Here is an 18,879-nt window from a genome sequence, read left to right on the forward strand (position 1 = left end):
CGTCAGGCGCGTCCTCTGGCTCGGCGTTTCTGCACCTTGGTGTACAATTCCCGCCCTGTCATGCCCTGGATCTTTGTGAGACAGCAGACCCTGGGCCCTTCAGATGTATCGGTCATGGGCGGAGTGGAATTTGGTTAAAGCATCCGATCCAGAAGCGGCGCATGCCCGTCTTCCGTCCGACGCAAGCGAGAATCAGCCCAAGACATCAAGGACGTTGAGGCGTGTCCTGGGTGAGCGCGTGCGGCGACGTTCGGGTCGTGCGCCGCGTTCCGTGATCGGATGGTTTCTGCACTTCCTCTCCAGTGCCTTCGGACAGCCGCTGCAGATCATGGCCATCGGTTTCGTCGGGGCGGCGGTCTTCATCAACGTCACCTTGCCGGAGATGCCGGACGTCGAGACCTTGCGCAACGTCCAGTTCAAGGAGCCGCTGCGCGTGTACGCGTCGGATGGCTCTCTGATCTCCGAATTCGGGATCCAGCGCCGCCGACCGGTTGCGCTCAAGGATGTGCCGCCAATCGTTATCCAGGCCTTTCTCGCCACCGAGGACAGCCGTTTCTTCGAGCACCAAGGGGTTGACGCGGTCGGCATGGGGCGGGCGCTGCTCAGCTATCTGCAGACCGGCACCAAGGCGCAGGGTGCCAGCACCATCAGCATGCAGGTCACGCGCAATTTCTTCCTCACGCCGGAGAAGACCTTCCAGCGCAAGCTGATGGAGGTGCTGCTGACGCTCCATGTGGAGCAGACCCTGACCAAGGAGGAGATTCTCGAGCTCTATCTGAACAAGATCTTCTTCGGGCACCGGGCCTATGGGATCAGCGCCGCTGCAGCGCTCTATTACGACAAGCCGCTCGATCGCCTCACCGTAGCCGAGGCGGCGATGCTGGCCGGTATTCCCAAGGCGCCCTCGGCCAATAATCCGACGACCAATCCCAAACGCGCGCTGGAGCGGCGCAATTACATCTTGGGACGCATGCTCGAACTGGGATACATCGGTCAGGAGGAATACGCGATCTCGATCGCGACGCCCGATATGGCGAGCCTGCACCGCCGAGAACCGGACCTGGAGGCCGGCTATGTCGCCGAGATGACACGTGCCGAGATGATCCGTTTCTATGGCGAGGACGCGATCAATCAAGGCTACCGGGTGACCACCACCATCGATCCCCGTTTGCAGACGCAGGCCCAGGAGGCGGTGCGCGCCTCACTGAGGCGGTACGACCGGCGTCATGGCTACCGTGGCCCCGAGGACGTGGTCCAGATCGCCGGCATGAGCGAAGACGACATGGACGCCTATCTCGCCAAGGCCATAGCGATTCCCGATCTGGTTCCAGCCCTGGTGACGCGGGTGAGCTCGCGCGGGGCGGATCTCTACCTCGGTGAGGGCAAGCGTCTCTCGCTCAGTGCCAAGCAGCTCTCCTGGGCCCGTAGCCGTCGCAACCTGGCACGCTGGCGCGGCCCGAAACGTCGCTCCTCCAACGCCGTTGCGACCGGTGATCTGATTCGCCTCAAGGAGGACGGGAAGGGTGGTTGGATCCTGAGCCAGATTCCGGCCGTTGCCGGGGCACTGGTCTCCGTCGATCCGCGCGATGGGGCGGTGCGTGCCCTGGTCGGCGGCTACGCCTATACAGAGACCAAGTTCAATCGCGCGATCGATATGCGCCGCCAGCCGGGATCCAGCTTCAAACCCTTCGTCTATGCCGCCGCACTCTCCAGGGGATGGACCCCGGCGAGCCTGGTGAAGGATCAGGCCGTCAAGCTGCCGCGCCGCGAGCGCTGGAATCCCAAGAACGCCGACCACAAGGAGCTGGGCTCCATTCGTTTGCGCAAGGCGCTGGCTCTCTCGCGCAACCTGGCCAGCATCAATCTGCTGCAGAGTCTCGGGATCGAGGAGGCCCAGTCGTACATCGGACGGTTCGGGTTCGGCCCGGAGGCCATGCCCAAAGGACTCTCGATGGTGCTCGGCACCGGGGAACTCTCGCCGGTCAAGCTGGCCGAGGGCTATGCGGTGTTCGCCAATGGCGGCTATCACGTCATCCCCTATTTCATCCAGCGGATCGAGGATGGCAACGGACGGGTCCTGTTCCAGGCCAACCCGCCCAGCGCCTGTCTCGATTGCTGGTACACGCGGGGCTCGGACTCCGCGACGACCCAGGGCCTCGATCCGGCTCGTCAGGCCAAGCGGATCATCGATCCGCGCACCGCCTTTCAGATGACCTCTCTGCTGCGCGAGGTCGTCGAGCACGGCACCGGCCGACGCGCCTTGAAGCTCGATCGTCCCGATATCGTCGGTAAAACGGGCACGACCAATGACGTTCGGGATTCCTGGTTCGCCGGATTCCAGGCGGATTTCGTCACCGTCGCCTGGATGGGGTTCGACGATTTCGGCAAGCTCGGTCGCGGCGAGGGTGGCGGCAAGGCCGCGCTCGGGATGTGGGTCGATTTCATGAAGCAGGCGCTGGATGGGCATCCGGTCGCGACGCTCGATCCGCCATCCGGTCTGATCGAGGTACGTGTCGATCCGGTGCGCGGGGTGGAGACGACCGCCAAAAATGGAATTCTGGAGTACGTCCAAGAGGAATTCAGGCCCATGCAGGCCGCGTCGGAACCGGTCGCGGCCGAGTCGAGCGCCTCCAGTCGATCCTCTGCTTCGGTCAAACGCTCGGCGCCCCGGGTAATGGACGATCTTTTCTGAGTCCGCTGGCCTCCAAGCCGATGTTGATCCCGGCGTGGTCAGGGTTGTGAGGCCATTTGTGCCCCGAGCTTGTTTGAATCTCGCGTCCGCAGCGGTAGACTCTTAACCTTTTCACCCAACCACCATCAACGAGGTCCTCCGTGGTCGCCCCCGAGTCAGATTTCCACCGCATCAAGCGGTTGCCACCCTACGTCTTCAATATCGTCAACGAATTGAAGGCCGAGGCACGAGCGCGGGGGGAGGACATCATCGATTTCGGCATGGGGAATCCCGACCAGCCGACACCCCAGCATATCGTCGACAAGCTGGTCGAGGCATCGGCCCGCAAGGACACCCACCGTTATTCGGTGTCGCGCGGTATTCCGCGCCTGCGCCGCGCGATCTGTCACTGGTACCGCGATCGTTTCGACGTGCATCTGGATCCGGAGACCGAGGCGATCGTGACCATCGGCTCCAAGGAGGGTCTGGCCCATCTGGCTCTCGCCACCATGAGTGCCGGGGATACGGTCCTGGTTCCCAACCCGGCCTATCCGATTCATCCCTATGGTTTCATCATCGCTGGCGCCGACGTGCGGCACGTGCGATTGACGCCGGAGGTCGATTTTTTCGAGGAGCTGCAGAAGGCGATCCAGGAGTCTTGGCCCAAGCCCAAGATGCTGGTCATCAACTTCCCCGGTAATCCGACCACCCAATGCGTTGATCTGGATTTCTTCCAGAAGGTCATCGACATCGCCAGCGAGCACGGCATCTGGGTGGTGCACGACATCGCCTATGGCGATATCGCCTTCGACGGCTATAAGCCGCCGTCGATTCTGCAGGTTCCGGGGGCGAAGGAGATCGCCGTCGAATTCTTCTCCATGTCCAAGAGCTACAACATGCCCGGCTGGCGTGTCGGCTTCATGTGCGGCAACAAGACCCTGGTCTCGGCGCTCGCGCGCATCAAATCCTATCTGGATTACGGTACCTTCACGCCGATCCAAATCGCGGCCATCGCCGCCCTGGAGGGACCGCAGGACTGCGTGCGTGAGATCAGCGACATGTATCAGAGCCGGCGCGACGTGCTCTGCTCGGGTCTCGATGCGGCAGGCTGGCCGATCGAGCCGCCCAAGGCCACCATGTTCGTCTGGGCCCCGATCCCGGAGCCGTATCGCCACATGGGCTCGCTCGAATTCTCCAAAAAGCTTCTGCGCGAGGCCAAGGTGGCCGTATCGCCCGGAATCGGTTTCGGCGAGTACGGCGACAACCACGTTCGTTTCGGCCTGATCGAAAACGAGCACCGCATCCGTCAGGCCGTCCGTGGCATCAAGGAGATGTTCCGTCGGGATTCGCGCGCAGGGGCCTGATCCCACATTCTGAAATTTGGAACCGCGAAGGTTCGTGCCGCCTGGCATGCCGAAGTTGCATGCCAGGCCATGTGGCGCGCGCCCCCGATGGGGACGGCCATCTGGGGGTACGCCTGTGCGGTCCATCAAGGCTATTGAGGTGAGATGAATGGAACCGGTGAAGGTCGGATTGTTGGGTCTTGGGACAGTCGGGGGCGGGACGGTCGAAGTCCTGACCTCGAATGCGGCCGAGATCGCGCGACGCGCCGGACGCGGCATCGAGATCGCATTCGCTGCGGCGCGTGAATATCGCCCCGAGAGCATCAATGGGTTGGATCGCATCGGTCGAATCGGCGATGACGCCTTCGCCGTGGTCGAGGATCCGGAGATCGAGATCGTCATCGAGCTGATCGGGGGCTATTCCCCGGCGCGCGAACTGGTGCTCAAGGCGATCGAGAACGGCAAACACGTGGTGACCGCCAACAAGGCGCTGATCGCCAAGCATGGCAACGAAATCTTTGCCGCGGCGCGCGAGCGCGGCGTGGTCGTTGGGTTCGAGGCGGCGGTTGCCGGTGGTATCCCCATCATCAAGGCGCTGCGCGAGGGCTTGGCCGCCAATCATATCGAATGGATCGCCGGCATCATCAACGGTACCGGCAACTTCATTCTCACCGAGATGCGCGACAAAGGCCGCGATTTCGCCGACGTGCTGGCCGAGGCCCAGGCGCTGGGCTATGCCGAGGCGGATCCGACCTTCGACGTCGAGGGGATCGACGCGGCGCACAAGCTCACCATCATGGGCTCGCTGGCCTTTGGCATCCCCTTGCAGTTCGAGCGCTGCTTCACCGAAGGGATCTCCAAGATCGGCGCGATGGATGTCGTCTATGCCGCCGAGCTGGGCTACCGGATCAAGCATCTGGGAATCGCCCGGCGTTCCGAGACCGGAATCGAACTGCGGGTGCATCCGACGCTGGTCCCTGAACGGCGTCTGTTGGCCAATGTCGATGGGGTCATGAACGCGGTGCTGGTCAAGGGCGATGCCGTAGGGCCGACGCTCTATTACGGGGCCGGTGCCGGCGCGCTGCCAACCGCATCCGCTGTGGTGGCTGACCTGGTCGACGTGGTGCGTAGTCTCACCACGGATCCAAACAACCGCGTGCCTCATCTCGGCTTTCAGCCGGACGCGCTGGCCGATACGCCGGTGCTGCGTATCGAAGAGGTCGAGACCGCCTATTATCTGCGGATCTTCGCGCTGGATCAGCCGGGTGTCATGGCACGCATTGCCAGCATCCTCGGCGAGCAGGGCATCAGTATCGAGGCCATCAAGCAGAAGGAGCCCGGAGAGGGCGAGACCTATGTGACCATGGTGATGCTGACCCACCGCGTGCTCGAAGGCCGCATGAACGAGGCGATTGCCCGCATTGAGGCGCTCGATTCAGTGCAGGAACCGGTCATGCGGATCCGCATGGAAACCCTGTCGGGCTGATTCTTTCCCCCATCCTATACGTTCGATCGCGCCCCGTCGTTGTGGCGGGGCGCTCGATCTCCTGTTCGATTACTGACCGACGTTCTGCCGCAATGGCGAATCGATCGGGTGACCTCAGGCGTTTCATCCGCGACACCCGATTTGGCGCAACCGCGTCTTGGTGCAGAATTCATTCACCGTGTTTTCAATAGAATTTTCATCCGTGCTTTGGTGCTATAGCCGCCGCCGTTGATATCATGCTCGCGCGATCGAGTTTGGAGCTGGCTCGTTTGGTGTGGTGCTGCTGGCAAGCGGTCATTCGTATGGCATGATCTCTTGTACGGCGGGCGCGACAGATCCATTCGGAGGTCGGTTTGATGTCAAGGATCCAGGGTTCGGCCATGGGCGCGGTTTGCGACTCCATCGGAAGATGTCACCGGGGCGGGCGCGGCAGCGTGCGACAGTGAGATACCTCTTTGCCGCGCTCTTGACGCTGATCTGTTGGCCGCAGTGGCAATCGTGCTGGGCGGGCGTCGAGATCGAGGTGGATCAGGGCTGGGAGTATCGCTGGGGCGATTCGCCCTTCACGGCGGATGGGGAGCCTGTCTGGGCGCAGGAGGAGGCATCGGATCAATGGTCCTCCATTGTCTTTCCCTCCAATCCGCCAGGGCGTGGATCGCAGACGAATGTCTGGTACCGCGTGATCCTGCCAGATGGGGATTGGCGCGATCCGGTGCTCTATATCTTCAGTGTCGATCTGATCGTCGAGGTCTATCTCGATGGTCGCAAGATCTATCAATTCGGCCATTTCGACCAGGCGGGTAAGGGGCGGTTCGAGGGTTGGCCCTGGCACATGATTCCGCTTCCGGTCGATTGCTCGGGAAAGCGGCTCTATTTCCGTATCTATTCCGATTACCAGGACATCGGTCTATGGGGGCAGATCCGAATCATGGAGCGGGTGGATCTCCTGCAGGAGATCGTTCGCAACTCGATCGAGCGTCTGGTCACCAGCGGCATCTCGATTCTGATTGCCTTCCTGTCGCTGATCTTCGGGCTATTTAATCGGGAACGCGGCAATTTCGGCTCCATCGCGCTCTTCGCCCTGGCCTCTGGGTGCATGGTCCTCAGCGGCAGTCAGCTCAATCTCCTGCTTTTCGACCGCCCGCTATTCTGGGATTACATGGGCGCGATCAGCTATTACACGGTCCCGGTGGCCATGGTCATCCTGCTGGAGCGCTGGCTGAAACCGATCCGGGTGCCGTGGATGGGCTTGATCTGGAGGTTTCATCTTCTCTATCTGGTCGGGGCCGTCGGCCTGTCGCTGGCGGGGGTCGTATCGCTCGCTGATACCTATCCGATTTTCGATGGATGCTTTGCGATCTCCTTGACGCTGTTGCTGATTCCAGCGGTCCAGATTGCTGCGCGCGGTAGCAGCGATCAGAAGGCGCTCCTGGCGGCCTACGCCGTGCTGAGTCTGCTGCTCCTGCTCGACATGGCGGTCGCGCATAGCCTGGTGCATTGGTTTCAGGTGCCGATCGCCTGGGGGGCGCTCGCATTTTCTCTGGCGGTCGTCATCATCTCCTTGCGTCACTATGCGCGCACCCAAACGGCCTTGCGGGCGATGAACGTCTCCTTGGAGCAGGAAGTCAGGAAACGCACGGCTGCGCTCGCCAGGCTGGTGCGCCGCGAGCGGCAACGCGCGAGGATGCTTGGAATCGAGAACAAGAAGCGTGCGGAACTCGAAAACATACTCACCGATCTTCAGAACAGTGGCGGGGTGATCGAGGCGAATGAGATCCTGATCCGCTGTCTTCCGGCACTCTGTCGGCCCCTCGCCGGGGCCTATTACCAGCGCGATGAGCCCGAAGGCGTCTATCGTCTGCTGGACTTCTGGCTCGATCCTTCCGGCCCGGATAGAGCGCCGCCGCCCGTGTCGGTTTCGGCCACTGAGGTGTTTCGTCTGTTGTCCGATGACAACCACTGGCGTCTTCCACTCCTCTATGAGGATCCTCGCCGTGGCGAGTGCGAATTGGGCATGCTGTGGCTGCGGATACCGGAGGCTCCGATCGACGGAGAACTCTCGGGTACCGGGACCTCATGGCGGCAGCTCATCGATTTGGGGCTGGAGAAGATCGGTCTCGTCTTCTCGCAGCTGAGTTTGCATTCAGAGCTTCGCCGACTGTCCTACGAGGACGGTCTGACCGGGGTCAAGAATCGCCGTTTTCTCGACGAGGTGTTCAGTCGAGAAGCCGCGCTGGCCAAGAGGCACGGTCGAGCCCTCTCGGTCATCATGTGCGACGTCGACCATTTCAAGCGTTTCAATGACACCTATGGCCACGCCGCTGGCGATGTCGTGCTCAAGCGGGTCGCCGGGCTGCTCGCGAGTGTCTTTCGTCAGACCGACCTGATCTGCCGTTACGGCGGCGAGGAATTCTGCGTCCTCATGCCTGGGACGCAGGTCGAGGGATGTCAGCAACGCGCTGAGGATCTGCGGCAGCGTGTCGAGTCGGAGTCCTTCGAGTACGAGGGGCACGCGCTCGGACCACTCACCATTTCCGTCGGCATCGCCGCCTGGCCCGAGATGCCGATTGCGCCCGAGTCGCTGATCGTCTTTGCCGACCAGGCGCTCTATCGGGCCAAACAGTCGGGACGGAACCGGGTCGAAATCTACCATTAACCGCTGATTGGCGGCTTCCGTCCTCTCTGCGTTTGAGTTGTGCTCAGACGTCCCGCCGTTTGTAGCCGCTGATCATGCCGGCGATGAGGTTTTCGCCATGGGCGAAACTGGAGAAGAGCACCCCGCCCACATGGGCCAGGATCAGGCCAAGCGAGAGGAAGGCGAAGAATTCGTGGACCTCTTCCAGCGCCTCTCCCTCGAATCCGCGCGCATCGACGAGCGAGAGCCCTGTCAGTCCGGTCGCACCGATGCTGATCAGGAGCGCCAGGATCATGGCGCCACCCGCCGGGTTGTGTCCGAGATAGCGTGGTGCGCGGAAGGCGATGGCGTCCTTGATGTAGGCGAACACCGCACCAGGTCCGCGTACGAAGTCGGTGAAGCGTGCGTGACGGGTTCCGATCAGGCCCCAGAGGATACGTACCCCAATGAGGCCGAGCGCCAGATAGCCCGCCCAGATATGCACGCCGAGCAGTTCGTCCTCGACGATGAAGGCCGTCGCGAAGGCCGCGACCAGGGTCCAGTGGAAGACTCTGACCAATGGGTCCCAGACTCGGACCCGTGTTTCGGGTTGCGGACCGGTCTTGGCTTGAGCGATGTCTGTATGCATGGATGGGGTTCCTCGGTGGATGTGGATGATCGATCGCGTTCTCTGAGTGACGCGATCTGAGGCCAAGATAGGGGATGGCCCCTGACCGAGCGCTATCGGGGACTGTCAGCATTCGGTCAGCCGAGGAACGGGAGGAGGGAAGGGGGCGTGCGCCAATCCCTGGCGCCTTCGCATCATCGTGCCTGTGCGTTCAGCTTGTCGGCTGTTTGAGCCCGAGTAGATGATGGAAGTTGGCCAGACGCTCGGGTGCGATGGAGCCGGACTCCACGGCCTCGCGAATGGCGCAGTCCGGTTCATGGGCGTGATCGCAGTCGGTGAAGCGGCACTGGCCGATATGTGGCTTGAATTCGCGGAATCCCTGATGCAGCCCATCGCGGTCGATAGCCCCGAGTCGGAAGCTGCGCACTCCGGGCGAGTCGATCAGCGATCCGTCTCCCGACAGCCGATAGCAGGTCGCCGCCGAGGTGGTGTGACGGCCGAGTCCGGTCGCCTTGGAGAGCCGTCCGATCTGGATCTCCCGATCCGGTAGCAACGCCTTGACCAACGAGGATTTTCCAACCCCCGACTGACCGACCAGGATGCTGGTCTCGCGCGCCAAACGGGCGATCAGTTGGCTGAGCGATTCGGGCTCGCGCAGGCTGACCCAATGGGTCTCGTAACCGATGGCGTCATAGTGCGAAAACTGTCTCTTGAAGTCCGCCTGAGCGTCTGCGTCCAGCAGGTCCATCTTGTTGCCGACGATCATCGCCTCGACCCCCATCAACTCGGCTGCGACCAGATATTGGTCGACCAGATAGCCGCTGGGCGCGGGTTCGGGTGCGATCAGGACCACCAGTTGGGTGAGGTTCGCCGCCAGCGGTTTGTCCCGTCCGTTGAAATCCGGTCGGCTGAGCAGGGTCGTGCGCGGCTGGATGGCGGTGACCACGCCCTGACCGTCGCCCGTCATCTGCCAAACCACGCGGTCGCCGCACACCGGGTGTCCGATGTTTTGGCGCGAGAGACAGTGGATGATCTGCCCTCGGTCGTCCTCTACGGCGAGGTTGGCGCCGTGCCGGACCACGACCCGGCCTTCTTGGGGTTCGGACTCGGCGTCTGATTCGGCCAGCACCGCGTCCGTTCGGGCCGCGAGCCGTTCGCGACGCCGTTCCTGGATGGTGCGGATGCGCTCGATCTGTCGTTCGGAAAGCCGACGCTTTGGCATCGGGTCAGTTCGCGAAATGGTAGAAGTGCTGATTCAGATAGCTGGCGATCTGGTCGACGTCCTCGTCGAACCATTGCAGTCCCAGGCCGAGCTCGCAGCGCTGAACCTGGCTCTTGAGACCCTCGAACGAGGTTATCTTGTGGTTCGTTCGGGTGTAGACCTCGCTGCCGTGACAGCCGAGACAGTGGTTCTTGTAGAGGGTTTCGGCCGATTCTTCGGCGCTCGCGTTGACGGCGCAGACGAGCAGTCCGGTGCAGGCAAGAATGCGGAGGTGATGGCGTTGGGTCATTTGTTTGGGCTCCTGGTGAGGGTGATTCGCGCTCTGCGTTCCGAGGTCTATTGTAGAGGCTGTTGCAACGCGTCACAGCCTTCGGCATGTGACAGGCGTGTGCAATGAGGGTGGGGCGAGTGAGATAGACTCCTCTATCCCACACCGATCAACTGAGCCGCGACAAGAGTAATTGGAGCATGAGCGAGAGCGACAACAACCTCATCTGGATCGATCTGGAGATGACCGGACTGGATCCATCCAGCGACCGCATCCTTGAGATCGCCACCATCGTTACCGACAGCAATCTCCAGATCCTGGACGAAGGCCCGGTGTTCGCGATTCACCAGGACGAGGCCATCCTGTCTGGAATGGACGACTGGAACTGCGAGCATCACGGCGCCTCCGGCCTGCTGGACCGGGTGCGTGCCAGTCATGTGACCGAGGGTCAGGCCGAGGCGGCGACGCTCGCCTTTCTCGCCCATTATGTTCCGGCCGGGGCGTCCCCGCTGTGTGGCAACAGTATTTGTCAGGACCGGCGTTTTCTTGCTGGCTGGATGCCCAAGCTCGAGGCCTACTGCCATTACCGCAACCTGGATGTGAGTTCGCTCAAAATCCTGGCGCAACGTTGGGCGCCCGAGGTGGCTCGCAGCTTCAAGAAGACCGGGCGCCACCTCGCGCTCGACGATATTCGCGAATCGATCGAAGAACTCCGTCACTATCGGACGCATTTCATCCGTTCCTTCTGAGCCCGAGGATGAGCGAAAAGCCGACTGCGTCATTTCCCTACAATCCAGTCGGGCTTGCGGATCGTCCACGCGCTCTTTAACATTGCCGGCCTTTTCCTCGGCCAACTGACCAATCCAGTCGGTCCGATGCGCTTGCAACGCAGGTATCCGCCTCGTCCCGGATGCCGGCATGTCTGGGGATCGCCTGACGACAGGACTCTCCGCTGGGTGTGCATCACCCGACTCTCTTTTGGGCGCTCGTGGACTGAGCGTCCGATCCATTCACCAACTGACAGCCGTGGATTGGCTGAGGGAGGTTGCCATGTTGACCACTCATAACGTCGCCGATGCCGCCAGGCACAGCGACGGCATCCTGAGGCCGCGACGGTTTCAGGTCTTTACCGACCGCCAGTTCGATCAGATCGATCAGCTGAAGAGACTGGATTCGGAACAACGTTTCGCCATGCGGGTGGTGGCGAGCGTTATGCCCTTCCGCGTCAACCAATATGTGCTCGACGAACTGATCGACTGGGACCGGGTTCCCGATGATCCGCTCTTTCAATTGACCTTTCCTCAGCGCGGAATGTTGTCCGAGTCCGATTTCGACCGCATGGCCGATCTGCATCGGCGGGATGCGGACAAGGCCGAGATCCAGGCGCTAGCCAACGAGATCCGAGAGCGGCTCAATCCGCATCCGGCCGGCCAGCTGGACCTCAACACGCCCATGGAGGAAGGGCGTCCGCTGGAGGGGCTCCAGCACAAATACCGCGAAACCGTGCTTTTCTTTCCCACCCAGGGGCAGACCTGTCACGCCTATTGCAGCTTCTGCTTCCGCTGGGCGCAGTTCGTCGGCGACAAGGCGCTCAAGATCGCCAGCAACGAGGTCGGCATGCTGCATCGCTATCTGCGTCAGCATCGCCAGGTCACGGACCTGTTGGTGACCGGTGGCGATCCCATGGTGATGAAGGCCCGCCACCTGTCGTCCTATCTGACTCCCTTGTTGAGCGCCGATCTGGAGCACGTTCAAAGCGTACGTATCGGTACCAAGTCGCTGACTTTTTGGCCCCATCGATTCGTCACCGACGAGGATGCGGACGAGATGCTCGGGCTGTTCGAGCGGCTCATCGCGGGCGGCAAGCACGTGGCCATCATGGCGCACTACAATCATCCGCGGGAGCTCTCGACTCGAGTCGCGCGCGAGGCGATTCGTCGATTGCGCGATGTGGGTGTCGAGATCCGCAGCCAGGGGCCGTTGCTGCGTCATATCAACGACGATTCCCGCGCCTGGTCCGATCTCTGGTCGACCCAGGTCAAGCTCGGGATCATCCCCTATTACATGTTCGTCGAGCGCGATACCGGTGCCCAGCACTACTTCGCGGTGCCGCTGGGACGGGCCTGGGACATCTATCGCCAGGCCATGCAGCGCGTATCCGGGCTCGGCCGCACGGCACGCGGTCCCTCGATGTCTGCGGGTCCAGGCAAGGTGGAGATCCAGGGCGTCGCGGAGATTCGGGGTGAGAAGGTCTTCGTCCTGCGCTTCATTCAGGCACGCGATGCTGACTGGGTACAGCGGCCCTTCTTCGCCAAGTACGACCCGGAGGCGACCTGGCTCGATCAGCTCAAGCCGGCCTTCGGAGAGGACCGTTTCTTCTACGAGGACGAGTATCTCGCGATGTGCAAGGGGCAGGTGAGACCCATCCAATAAGTGCAGCGTCCCATTCGGGTCGCATCCTGACAGGCTCAGTCGTTCGACGCCCCGTGTGAGGGGCGTCGGCGCGTCCTGTGGGTTAGAGTCCATGTCATTCCGCTACCTGGAGATCGTCGATTGGAAACCTTTACCGTTTCGTCGTGGAGCGAGTTGCAAGAGGTGCTGTTCGCCGATTCCTGGGTGCCCGAGATCGGACGTTTCCGCTCGCGCTACGCCTTTCGAGGGCTCTCGGATGTCGACTATGCACTGGAGACGACCTTGATGCGTCTGGGCGGGGGCTACGCTCAACTCGAACGCCATCTGCTGCGCAACTTTCGCAAGTATGCCCATCGGCGGGTGGTCGAGCGCGATTCGGTCTGGCATTGGCTCTCGGTTGCCCAGCACTATGGTCTGCCGACCCGGCTGCTCGACTGGACCTATTCGCCCTTTGTCGCCTTGCACTTTGCGACGGCCCACATCGACAAGATCGATCGCGATGCCGTCATCTGGGCGGTCAACTATCTCGAAACGCACCGTATGGCACCGGAACGGCTGCATTCGCGACTGGAGATGGAGGGCGCAAACGTCTTTACTGTGGAGATGCTGTCGGAGACGGTCAAATCGCTTCAGGAGCTGGACCAGCTGTCCGAACAGCCCTTTACGCTCTTCTTCGAGCCGCCCTCGATCGACGACCGCATCGTCAACCAGTTCGCCTTCTTCTCGGTCAGCTCGGATCCCATGTTGGCCATGGATCGCTGGCTCCTGGACTATCCGGAGATCTGTCGACGGATCGTCATCCCCGCTGAACTGAAGTGGGAGATTCGCGACAAACTGGATCAGTCGAATGTGACCGAGCGGGTGTTTTTCCCGGGGTTGGAAGGGTTGACCGCCTGGTTGAAACGTCACTACAGCCCGCGCTGCTAACGCACAGGGCGGGCCGCCGACTCGAAAGCCGAGCGATCCGCATAGTCTGTGTGGCGCGGCCTATTTTTCGTCTTGGATGCGCTTCTCGCCGCACGGCAGATAGCCGGCGGTTGGGGAGGGGGCATTCTTGAGCGCCTCGGTGAGGGTGTCGCAGATGGTGCTCAGGACCTTGACTCGTGCATAGGGCTTGTCATTGCCCTCGACCAGGGTCCAGGGTGCGTGCTTGGTGCTGGTTCGCACGACCATCTCGTTGACCGCCTCCTTGTACTGGGGCCATTTCTCGCGGTTGCGCCAATCCTCCTCGGTGATCTTGTAGCGCTTGTAGGGCACGTCCTCGCGGTCCTTGAAGCGCTTGAGCTGTTCGTCCTGGCTGATGTGGAGCCAGAACTTGAGTAGGACGACGCCGCTGTCGACGAGCTGTTCTTCGAATCGGTTGATTTCGGAGTAGGAGCGACGCCACTCGGCGTCGGCGGCGAAGCCCTCGACCCGTTCGACCAGGACGCGCCCGTACCAGGAGCGGTCGTAGATGGTCATGTGTCCGGCGCGCGGGATGTGACGCCAGAAGCGCCAGAGATAATGATGGGCCTTTTCCTCGTCGGTAGGGGCCGCGACCGGAATGGAGCGGAATAGCCGGGCATCGACGGAGCTGGTGATGCGCCGGATGGCGCCGCCCTTGCCACCCGCATCCATCCCCTCGAAGACCAGCACGATGGAGCGCTTCTGGTTGTAAGCGGTCCAGGCGAGTTCGTTGATCTCGGCCTGCAGCTTCTTGAGGCGGCTTTTGTATTCGTCGCGCTTGATGCTGCGCGATAGATCGAGCTGGTCGAGCAGCGTGATCTGGGCGCTGGAGCTCTCCGGGAGTTCGGGGCCGCCGAGCTGTCCGTTCGGCTCTTCCGTCGTGGATTCGGCGAGCCGCGAGCGGATGGCGTGGAGCAAGGTCTTGCCGACCGTGAGATCGCGATAGCGCCGGTCGCCGGCCTCAATCAGGTACCAGGGCGAGATACCTCGGTCGGTGTGCAGGATGATCCGCTCGGCGACCTGTTCGAAGGCGGCATAGTGCTCGGAGAATTTGCTCTTGTCTGGCACCATCTTCCAGCGGCTCTTGTCGTCGCGCGACAGCTCCTTGAGCCGGGACTTCTGGTCGGATTCGGACATGTGGAACCAGAACTTGACGATGAGTGCACCGTCCTGGGTCAGCATGCGCTCGAAGTCGACGATGCGGTTGAGTTCGCCGTCGAGCTCTGCCTCGCTGCAATATCCCTTAAAGCGATGCTCGATGGGTGTCTGATACCAGCCGCCGAAGAGGATGGCGATTTCGCCGCGCTGCGGCATGGAACGCCAGAAGCGCCAGTAGCGCGGGCGTTCGCGTTCCTCGTCGGATTCGTCCCAGAAGGCGAAACTCTGAACCCCCCGGGTGTCCAGCCATTCGTTCAGGCGGTTGACGACCTCGCCCTTGCCGGCGGCCTCGATCCCCGAGACCAGCACGATGACCGGAATGTTCGAGGCTCTCAGATCACGCTGCACGGCCAGGAGCTGTGTTCGGAGCTCCTCCTGCTGTTCCTTGTAGTCCTGCTTGCTGACCGTGCGACCGACCTTCGTTGCTTCGAACATGCCTCGTTTCCTCGTGGGACTGATTCAGGCGGGTGAGTGTAGGTCAAGTTGGGGACGTCGCGGCAAATCGAGAATAGGCGCCCGAACCGCTCGTCGACCGTCTGATCAGGGGCTGCGATGGGGTTCGCTTGATTTATATCAAGATTTCAGAATCTTCTTATGGAGCGGCTTCCAGACATTACTTTAATGTTCCGGCCCGCTCTCTCGCTCGTTGATGTACCGCAAGCATGCCACTCAGATCCCGCGCCCATGACCTGGGATCACAACGACCACCTTGGAGGACTTCCCATGGCTTGGAGCATTCCACGCCTGTCGCGTCGTGCGTTCCTGAAAACATCGGGATATGGCGCGGCCGGGCTGACGCTGTTATCGCCGATTTCGCATGCTGTGAAGGATGCCGTTGCCAAGGATGAAGTGACGGAAGAGGTGTCCTACAGCATCTGCAATTTCTGCTCGTCGCTGTGCAATTTGAAGGTCACCAGCCATACCCGTAACGGAGATAAGCGGGTGGTGAAGCTCGACGGCAATCCGCACTCGACGCTTAACCGAGGCAAGATTTGCGCCCGTGGCCAATCCGGATTGCGTCAGACCTACGATACCGACCGGCTCAAGACCCCGCTGATTCGTGTCGAGGGCAGCAAGCGCGGCGAGTACGCCTTCCGCGCCGCAACCTGGGAAGAGGCTTACGACTACATCGCCCAGAAGACCCAGGCGGCCGAGATCAAGCCCTGGGAATGGACCATGGTCGGCGGCTGGACCTCCTGTATCTTCTATATGAGCTGGGCCGTGCCCTTCGCTATGGCCAACGAGGTGCCGAACATCGTCGCCTCGCCGATGCAGCATTGTGTCACCACGGGCCACATCGGCACCGATCTGGTCACCGGCAACTTCAACATCCATGACGAGATGCTGCCGGACTTCGACAACGCCAAGTACATCCTCTTCATGGGCAACAACGCCTCGATTGGCGGGGTTTCGACCTGTCGCATGGTGCGTTTCGCCCAAGGGCGTAAGAAGGGGGCGAAGATCGTCTCTTTCGATCCGCGACGCTCCGAGACGGCGGCCAAGGCCGACGAGTGGATTCAGATCCGGCCGGGAACCGATCTGGCCTTTCTGCTGGCCATGATGCGCATCCTGATGGAGGAGGGGCTCTACGACGCGAGCTTCCTGCGCAAGCACACCAACATGCCCTTCCTCGCCTATCGCGACGAGGATGGCGAGCTGCGGCTGTTGAACGATCCCGAGGGACGTCCGCAAGTCCTGGTCGAGGGCACCAACGAGGTTCGCACGCTCAAGACCTTCACCAACGACAACAACATCGATGTCGATGGCAACGCCTTCACGCCGTCATTGCTGACCCCCGTGGCCTACAGTCTGGACGGCAAGGCGGTGATGACCGTCTTCGAGGCCCAGCTTCAGGAGCTCGCCTCCTATACGCCCGAATGGGCCGCCGAGATCACCGGCGTTCCGGCGCAGACCATCGTGCGCATCGCCCACGAGTTCGGCACCACGCGCCCGGCGATCATCGATCCGGGCTGGCACGGCGCCCGTTACGGCAGCATCATGATGCAGCGTCGCGTGCAGGCCATGATCCAGGCCCTGACCGGCGGTCTCGACCGCACCGGCGGCTGGATGAACTCGGCCGAGGTCCATCACAAGGCCGCGCGCATGTACGAGGCCATGGAGCACGGCTACGAGATGGGTTCGCCGCTCGCGACGCTCGCCGGGATGGCCTTCGCCAAGATGGTTATCGGCGCGCTCTCGAACGGTGACAACTTCTCGCACGGCCACCCGGGCTGGGCCTGGAGCTGGAACGCACAGGAAAAGGCGGCGGGACGTTTCAACGTCGCGCTTCCGGTCATGACCGAGTCCGGTCTCAAGGAGTCGGTCGAGGGGCGCGTCAAGCATGGTGACGAGCCCTATCTGACCCGCGGCTTTCTCATCAATGCCTCCAATCCGGTGCGTCACTATTATCCGGATTCGCGCTGGAAGGAGACGCTCAGTCACGAGAACGTCGAGCTGGTGGTCATGATCGAGGTGCTGCCCTCGGACACCGCACCCTATGCCGATGTCATCCTGCCCAACACCACCTATCTGGAGCGCGACGAGCCGGCCATCTACGGTAACGGGGTCAATCACGACCTGGCGCTGACCACGCGCTATGCGGCCATCCCGCCGCTCTACGACACCGAGGAAACGGCCGACATCCTGTTGCGTATGACCGAGATCATCTCGGGCAACACCGATGTCTTTCACGAGTGGGTCGAGAAGCTCACCGGGCTCAAAGCAGAGCCGATCAAGGCCGCCCTAGAGCGCAATCGCCAGACGATGAAGAAGGGCGCCTATCAGATCGCCTGCCGCGAAGTGTCCTTCAATCAGACGGCCGAGCGTCTCGGCGTGACCCCCGAGCATATCGACGAGGTGCTGCGGGCCAAGGGCATCTATCACGAGCGCGACCGCGAATACATTCTCGATCATCACGCCATGCCCTGGCGCATGCCGGTGCCGACCGAGTGCGGACGGGTGGAGTTCTTCTCCAACCTCATGCGTCAATTGCGCGACGACGGTCATCTGGAGCCCAACTTCGGCGTCCTGGCGACCTATATCCCGATCAAGTTGCGCTCCGGTTCGCCCCAGGAGGTGTCGGCCCCGCTGGCCAAGGACGAGTTCTATTTCACCTATGGCAAGACCCCGACCGTCTCGCACGCCTCGACCAACAACAACAACCCGGTCCTGGCCGCGATCAACGACTTCAAGAGCGACGTCTACAAAGGGGTCTGGATCCATCCGGACCGCGCCAAGGTGCTAGGGATCGGAATGGGCGATTCCATCCAGATCACCAACACCCAGTCCGGTCAGCAGACTGGCGGACACGCCTACGTGACTCGTCTGATTCATCCGGACGTCATCTTCATCTACAGCTCGTTCGGAGTGGAGAACAAGGCCCTCTCGCGTACCCACGGAGACGGCACTGCCACCAGCAAGCTCATTCCCTACCAGGTGGAGCCCGTGGTGGCGGGCTTCCGCTCGCAGGAATTCACCGTTCGCATCGCCAGGGCCTGAGGAGGACCGAGATATGCCACATTTCGCGATGGTTATCGACCTCAACACCTGCGTCGGCTGCAACGCCTGCATGGCGGCCTGCGCGATGGAGAACCAGGCTCCGGTCTGGGACAAGGATAAATGGCGCACCTATGTGCACGACAAGGAGATCGGTCTCGGCTCCGACGTCAATCGCCGCTTCTTCCCCCGGCTGTGCAACCACTGCGACAACCCGCCCTGCATGTCGGTCTGTCCGACCGGTGCGACCCAGAAGAAGGCCAACGGTATCGTCTTCGTCGACCAGGAGCTGTGCATGGGGTGCCGTGCCTGCGCCATGGCCTGTCCCTACCATGCTCGGGTCGCCATCACCAGCGACGACATGCGCGAGGGCCGGGAGTTTTACGGCTCGGACTATCGTCGCACCAGTCCCAGCATGGACAAATGCTCCTTCTGCGATCACCGCGTCGAGCAGGGCATCAAGCCCGCCTGCGTCGAGACCTGTGTCGGCTCGGCACGCATGTTCGGCGACCTGGACGACCCCAACGATCCGGTCGCCCAGATGGTGGCGAGCGGCGCCGCTCGGGCGCTGATGCCCCATATCGGCACCCGACCGAACGTCTATTACATCGACGACATCAAGTGGAGGGGCTGAGCG

At 61.9% G+C, this 18,879-nt stretch carries 13 protein-coding genes; 9 read left to right on the top strand and 4 right to left on the bottom strand.

What is annotated here, in order from left to right:
- Window positions 1-130: 130 nt before the first annotated feature.
- The 4 genes from THIDRDRAFT_RS09230 (at window position 131) to THIDRDRAFT_RS09245 (ending at window position 8,156) form a co-directional block, all read left to right on the top strand.
- The gene (locus THIDRDRAFT_RS09230) at window positions 131-2,692 is read left to right on the top strand and encodes a penicillin-binding protein 1A (protein ID WP_245535809.1); all 2,562 of its coding nucleotides are present in this window, start codon (window positions 131-133) and stop codon (window positions 2,690-2,692) included.
- Window positions 2,693-2,832: 140 nt separating this feature from the next.
- Complete coding sequence (gene alaC, locus THIDRDRAFT_RS09235; RefSeq protein ID WP_007040569.1) at window positions 2,833-4,035, top strand: alanine transaminase; 1,203 nt, start codon at window positions 2,833-2,835, stop codon at window positions 4,033-4,035.
- 148 nt (window positions 4,036-4,183) lie between these two features.
- Entirely contained in the window at window positions 4,184-5,500 is a 1,317-nt protein-coding gene (locus tag THIDRDRAFT_RS09240; RefSeq protein WP_007040570.1) for a homoserine dehydrogenase, read from the top strand.
- A gap of 442 nt (window positions 5,501-5,942) precedes the next feature.
- Window positions 5,943-8,156 (top strand): GGDEF domain-containing protein, encoded by a 2,214-nt coding sequence (locus THIDRDRAFT_RS09245; protein ID WP_159105400.1) that lies wholly within the window; start codon window positions 5,943-5,945, stop codon window positions 8,154-8,156.
- 43 nt (window positions 8,157-8,199) lie between these two features.
- Here the strand turns inward: THIDRDRAFT_RS09245 and THIDRDRAFT_RS09250 are convergent, their stop codons facing one another.
- The 3 genes from THIDRDRAFT_RS09250 to THIDRDRAFT_RS09260 all read right to left on the bottom strand — a co-directional run bounded on the left by THIDRDRAFT_RS09250 (window position 8,200) and on the right by THIDRDRAFT_RS09260 (window position 10,253).
- The gene (locus THIDRDRAFT_RS09250; RefSeq protein WP_007040572.1) at window positions 8,200-8,763 is read right to left on the bottom strand and encodes a cytochrome b/b6 domain-containing protein; all 564 of its coding nucleotides are present in this window, start codon (window positions 8,761-8,763) and stop codon (window positions 8,200-8,202) included.
- Between the two features lie 190 nt (window positions 8,764-8,953).
- Complete coding sequence (gene rsgA / locus THIDRDRAFT_RS09255; RefSeq protein ID WP_007040573.1) at window positions 8,954-9,964, bottom strand: ribosome small subunit-dependent GTPase A; 1,011 nt, start codon at window positions 9,962-9,964, stop codon at window positions 8,954-8,956.
- Between the two features lie 4 nt (window positions 9,965-9,968).
- On the bottom strand, window positions 9,969-10,253 hold the full coding sequence (locus THIDRDRAFT_RS09260; RefSeq protein ID WP_007040574.1) for a hypothetical protein: 285 nt from the start codon (window positions 10,251-10,253) through the stop codon (window positions 9,969-9,971).
- 179 nt (window positions 10,254-10,432) lie between these two features.
- Here THIDRDRAFT_RS09260 and orn point away from each other — a divergent pair, with 179 nt between their 5' ends.
- The 3 genes from orn (at window position 10,433) to THIDRDRAFT_RS09275 (ending at window position 13,571) form a co-directional block, all read left to right on the top strand.
- A complete protein-coding gene (gene orn / locus THIDRDRAFT_RS09265) occupies window positions 10,433-10,981 on the top strand; it encodes an oligoribonuclease (protein WP_007040575.1) in 549 nt (182 codons plus the stop codon).
- Between the two features lie 301 nt (window positions 10,982-11,282).
- On the top strand, window positions 11,283-12,665 hold the full coding sequence (locus tag THIDRDRAFT_RS09270) for a KamA family radical SAM protein (protein ID WP_007040576.1): 1,383 nt from the start codon (window positions 11,283-11,285) through the stop codon (window positions 12,663-12,665).
- 120 nt (window positions 12,666-12,785) lie between these two features.
- Window positions 12,786-13,571 (top strand): FRG domain-containing protein, encoded by a 786-nt coding sequence (locus THIDRDRAFT_RS09275; RefSeq protein ID WP_007040577.1) that lies wholly within the window; start codon window positions 12,786-12,788, stop codon window positions 13,569-13,571.
- A 60-nt stretch (window positions 13,572-13,631) separates the two neighbouring features.
- Here the strand turns inward: THIDRDRAFT_RS09275 and pap are convergent, their stop codons facing one another.
- Window positions 13,632-15,182 carry a polyphosphate:AMP phosphotransferase gene (gene pap / locus THIDRDRAFT_RS09280; RefSeq protein ID WP_007040578.1) on the bottom strand — a complete coding sequence of 517 codons (1,551 nt, stop codon included), beginning with the start codon at window positions 15,180-15,182 and terminating at the stop codon, window positions 13,632-13,634.
- A gap of 288 nt (window positions 15,183-15,470) precedes the next feature.
- Between pap and THIDRDRAFT_RS09285 the strand changes: the two genes are divergently transcribed.
- Entirely contained in the window at window positions 15,471-18,245 is a 2,775-nt protein-coding gene (locus THIDRDRAFT_RS09285; RefSeq protein ID WP_007040579.1) for a molybdopterin-dependent oxidoreductase, read from the top strand.
- A 13-nt stretch (window positions 18,246-18,258) separates the two neighbouring features.
- On the top strand, window positions 18,259-18,876 hold the full coding sequence (locus tag THIDRDRAFT_RS09290) for a 4Fe-4S dicluster domain-containing protein (RefSeq protein ID WP_007040580.1): 618 nt from the start codon (window positions 18,259-18,261) through the stop codon (window positions 18,874-18,876).
- The last annotated feature ends 3 nt before the right edge of the window (window positions 18,877-18,879 follow it).

This window comes from Thiorhodococcus drewsii AZ1 (assembly GCF_000224065.1).
In the GTDB taxonomy this organism is placed as follows: Bacteria; Pseudomonadota; Gammaproteobacteria; order Chromatiales; family Chromatiaceae; genus Imhoffiella; species Imhoffiella drewsii.

Bases quoted from the DNA above. Each gene is read 5' to 3' on its own strand.
- THIDRDRAFT_RS09240 (WP_007040570.1), top strand. From the start codon at position 4,184: ATGGAACCGGTGAAGGTCGGATTGTTGGGTCTTGGGACAGTCGGGGGC.
- THIDRDRAFT_RS09250 (WP_007040572.1), bottom strand. From the start codon at position 8,763: ATGCATACAGACATCGCTCAAGCCAAGACCGGTCCGCAACCCGAAACA.
- rsgA (WP_007040573.1), bottom strand. From the start codon at position 9,964: ATGCCAAAGCGTCGGCTTTCCGAACGACAGATCGAGCGCATCCGCACC.
- THIDRDRAFT_RS09260 (WP_007040574.1), bottom strand. From the start codon at position 10,253: ATGACCCAACGCCATCACCTCCGCATTCTTGCCTGCACCGGACTGCTC.
- orn (WP_007040575.1), top strand. From the start codon at position 10,433: ATGAGCGAGAGCGACAACAACCTCATCTGGATCGATCTGGAGATGACC.
- THIDRDRAFT_RS09270 (WP_007040576.1), top strand. From the start codon at position 11,283: ATGTTGACCACTCATAACGTCGCCGATGCCGCCAGGCACAGCGACGGC.
- pap (WP_007040578.1), bottom strand. From the start codon at position 15,182: ATGTTCGAAGCAACGAAGGTCGGTCGCACGGTCAGCAAGCAGGACTAC.
- THIDRDRAFT_RS09285 (WP_007040579.1), top strand. From the start codon at position 15,471: ATGGCTTGGAGCATTCCACGCCTGTCGCGTCGTGCGTTCCTGAAAACA.
- THIDRDRAFT_RS09290 (WP_007040580.1), top strand. From the start codon at position 18,259: ATGCCACATTTCGCGATGGTTATCGACCTCAACACCTGCGTCGGCTGC.